Consider the following 2,909-nt stretch of genomic DNA (forward strand, 5'->3'; position numbering starts at 1 on the left):
CGCCCCACCCATCGGTCAGGCTTGTCGCCGGAATCAATCGAGCTCGTCGCCCGAATCGATCAGGCCCGCCATAGGAATCGGTCAGGTTTGCCACCGGAATCGTTGAGGCCCGGAGCCCGAATCAGTCAGGCCCGTCGCCCGAATCGACCAGCCCCGTGGCCGGAACCGTTCAAGCTCGCCGCCAGGACTCAACGAGGCTCGCGAGCCTCAGGCGTCGAGGCTGACGATCATCTTTCCGGTGTTTTCGCCGCGCAGCAGGCCCAGGAAGGCCTCGGCGCCGTTCTCGATGCCCGGTACCTTGGTTTCGCTGTACTTGAGCTCGCCGGAGCGGATCCAGGCGGAGACCTCCTCGACGAACTGCGGCTGCAGCGCGGCGTGGTCGCTGACCAGCAGGCCCTGCAGACGCAGCCGCTTGCCGATCACCATCGCGAGGTTGCGCGGCGCCGGGCTCGGCTCCGTGGCGTTGTACATCGAGATCATGCCGCATATGGCCGCCCGGCCATGGACGTTGAGGGAGCTGATGGCTGCCTCGAGGTGGTCGCCGCCGACGTTGTCGAAGTAGACGTCGATGCCCTCCGGCGCGGCCTCCTTGAGCTGCTTGGCAACATCGCCGTTCTTGTAGTTGAAGGCGGCGTCGAAGCCGTACTCCTCGACCAGGAGCTTGACCTTCTCGTCGGAGCCGGCCGAGCCGATGACCCGGGAGGCGCCCTTGAGCTTGGCGATCTGGCCGACCTCGCTGCCCACCGCGCCGGCCGCGCCGGAGACGAAGACGGCGTCGCCCTCCTTGAAGGACGCCACCTCCAGCAGACCCGCGTACGCGGTCAGACCCGGCATGCCCAGCACGCCGAGGTAGGCGGTGAGCGGCGCCAGCGACGGGTCCACCTTGGCGGCGCGCTTGGCGTCCAGGACCGCGTACTCACGCCAGCCGAGGCCGTGGAGTACGTGGTCGCCGACGGCGATGGAGTCGTCGCGCGAGGCGATGACCTCGCCCACCGCGCCGCCGTCCATCGGCTGGTCGAGCTGGAAGGGCGGGACGTAGGACTTCACATCGTTCATCCGGCCGCGCATATACGGGTCGACGGAGAAGTGCTTCGTGCGGACCAGGATCTGGCCCTCGCCGACCTCGGGCACCGCGGCCTCGCGCAGCGCGAAGTCTTCCGGGGTGGGCCAGCCGTGCGGGCGGGCGATGAGGTGCCATTCGCGGCCGGTCGTGGGCAGTGCGGACATGAGCGCGGTCCTTCCTAATGCTTCAGGTACTGAAACAACAATGCCCCTCGATATTTCATGTTGTCAAGCAATTGGGTATCCTGTTGTGCATGACACCGCGTGCAGACCCCTTGACCGTCGAGGTCGTCGAGCTCATCGGCGATGTCGTCGCCCGTTACTACGAGGAGTACGAGCACGCCGCGGCCGAGCACTCCCTCACCGGCGCGCAGGCCCGGGTACTCAGCCTGCTGTCCGCCGAGCCGCTGCCCATGCGCAAGGTCGCCCAGCGGCTGAAGTGCGAGCCGTCGAACATCACCGGCATCGTGGACCGTCTGGAGTCCCGCGGTCTGGTCGAGCGCCGCCCCGATCCGGCCGACCGCCGCGTCAAGCTCGCCGCCCCGACCACCGAGGGCACGCGCACGGCCGAGGCGCTGCGCACCTCGCTCGATTTCGCGCGCGAGCCCCTCGGCCGGCTGACGGTCGCCGAGCGCACCCTGCTCAAGGAGCTGCTGCAGCGGATGCTGGGCGTCGCACCCGAGTGAGACGGGTGGGCCAGAGAGTGGATTCGGGCGGGCCCGGGTGGGCTAGGCGAGTCTGGGTGGGGCCGGGCGGGCCTGGGTGGGCCCGGTCGCTTCCGGGCGAGTCCGACCGCGGAGTGGAATTGGCCCAGGATCATCGTGGGCAGGTGTCCCGGTCGGCTGGTCCGGTGGCGCTCTAATCTCGGCCGTATGACGAACCCGAGCACCACCCGCCACACCGTTGACTTCTACTTCGACCCCATCTGCCCGTTCGCCTGGATCTCCTCCCGCTGGATCCTGGAGGTCGAGCGCCACCGCGACCTGGATCTGCGCTTCAGGGTGATGAGTCTGTCCGTGCTGAACGAGGGCCGCGCGGACCTTCCGGAGAAGTACCGCGAGCTGCTGGACGCGGGCTGGGGCCCGGTACGGGTGTGCATCGCGGCCGCCCAGGAGCACGGCGAGGAAGTGCTGCGCGACCTGTACACCGCGCTCGGCACCCGCATCCACAACGACGGCCGCGAGGACACCGCCACCGTCATCGAGGAGGCGCTCGCGGAGGTCGGACTGCCGGCCGAGCTGGCCCGCGCCGCCGGGAGCGAGGCGTACGACGACGCGCTGCGCAAGAGTCACCACGAGGGCATGGACCCGGTCGGCGAGGAGGTCGGCACCCCCACGATCCATGTCGACGGGGTGGCGTTCTTCGGGCCGGTGCTGATGGCGATCCCGCGCGGCGAGGACGCGGTGCGGGTCTTCGACGGCGCCCGCCTCCTCGCCGGATACGACAAGTTCTTCGAGCTGAAGCGGACCCGCACGGGCGAGTTCGACTTCAGTTGATGCCCCGGACGCCCCGGACGCCCCGGACGCCGCGGACGCCGCGGACGCGGCGGGTGCGTCCTCTAACCGGCGGGCGTACCGGCCGGATCCGTTCCGGCCGGTACGGCGGCGGCCGGCCGGCCGTCGGCCGCCCCGGCAGCGCCGGCCACCCCGTCAGCGTCCGTCTCGCCCTCAACTCCCTTGGTGTGCAGGCCGCGTAGCAGCGCCACCGCCAGGACCGCGGCGCAGACCATCACCCCCGCGGCGCCCAGCACCGCCACCTGCAGCCCGTCGGTGAAGGCCGTCCGGGCCGCGGTCAGCAGCGCCTCGCCCGCCCGGCCCGGGAGTTCGCCGGCCACCGCGGCGGCGCCC

Annotated in this window: 3 protein-coding genes and 1 pseudogene; 2 read left to right on the forward strand and 2 right to left on the reverse strand. The window is 70.5% G+C overall.

Going from position 1 to position 2,909, the window contains the following annotated elements:
* Positions 1-207: 207 nt before the first annotated feature.
* Positions 208-1,227, reverse strand: a complete 1,020-nt coding sequence (locus tag DY245_RS33795) for an NADP-dependent oxidoreductase (RefSeq protein WP_128510957.1) — start codon at positions 1,225-1,227, stop codon at positions 208-210.
* 89 nt (positions 1,228-1,316) lie between these two features.
* Between DY245_RS33795 and DY245_RS33800 the strand changes: the two genes are divergently transcribed.
* The gene (locus DY245_RS33800) at positions 1,317-1,748 is read left to right on the forward strand and encodes a MarR family winged helix-turn-helix transcriptional regulator (protein ID WP_128510958.1); all 432 of its coding nucleotides are present in this window, start codon (positions 1,317-1,319) and stop codon (positions 1,746-1,748) included.
* Positions 1,749-1,934: 186 nt separating this feature from the next.
* Complete coding sequence (locus tag DY245_RS33805) at positions 1,935-2,558, forward strand: mycothiol-dependent nitroreductase Rv2466c family protein (RefSeq protein WP_128510959.1); 624 nt, start codon at positions 1,935-1,937, stop codon at positions 2,556-2,558.
* A gap of 62 nt (positions 2,559-2,620) precedes the next feature.
* On the opposite strand, the pseudogene DY245_RS33810 reads toward DY245_RS33805, so the two are convergent.
* Positions 2,621-2,909 (reverse strand): annotated as a pseudogene (locus DY245_RS33810) (MFS transporter); the annotation flags it as partial.

It is taken from the genome of Streptomyces inhibens (genome assembly GCF_003389455.1).
In the GTDB taxonomy this organism is placed as follows: domain Bacteria; phylum Actinomycetota; class Actinomycetes; order Streptomycetales; family Streptomycetaceae; genus Streptomyces; species Streptomyces inhibens.

Bases quoted from the DNA above. Each gene is read 5' to 3' on its own strand.
- DY245_RS33795 (WP_128510957.1), bottom strand. From the start codon at position 1,227: ATGTCCGCACTGCCCACGACCGGCCGCGAATGGCACCTCATCGCCCGC.
- DY245_RS33800 (WP_128510958.1), top strand. From the start codon at position 1,317: ATGACACCGCGTGCAGACCCCTTGACCGTCGAGGTCGTCGAGCTCATC.
- DY245_RS33805 (WP_128510959.1), top strand. From the start codon at position 1,935: ATGACGAACCCGAGCACCACCCGCCACACCGTTGACTTCTACTTCGAC.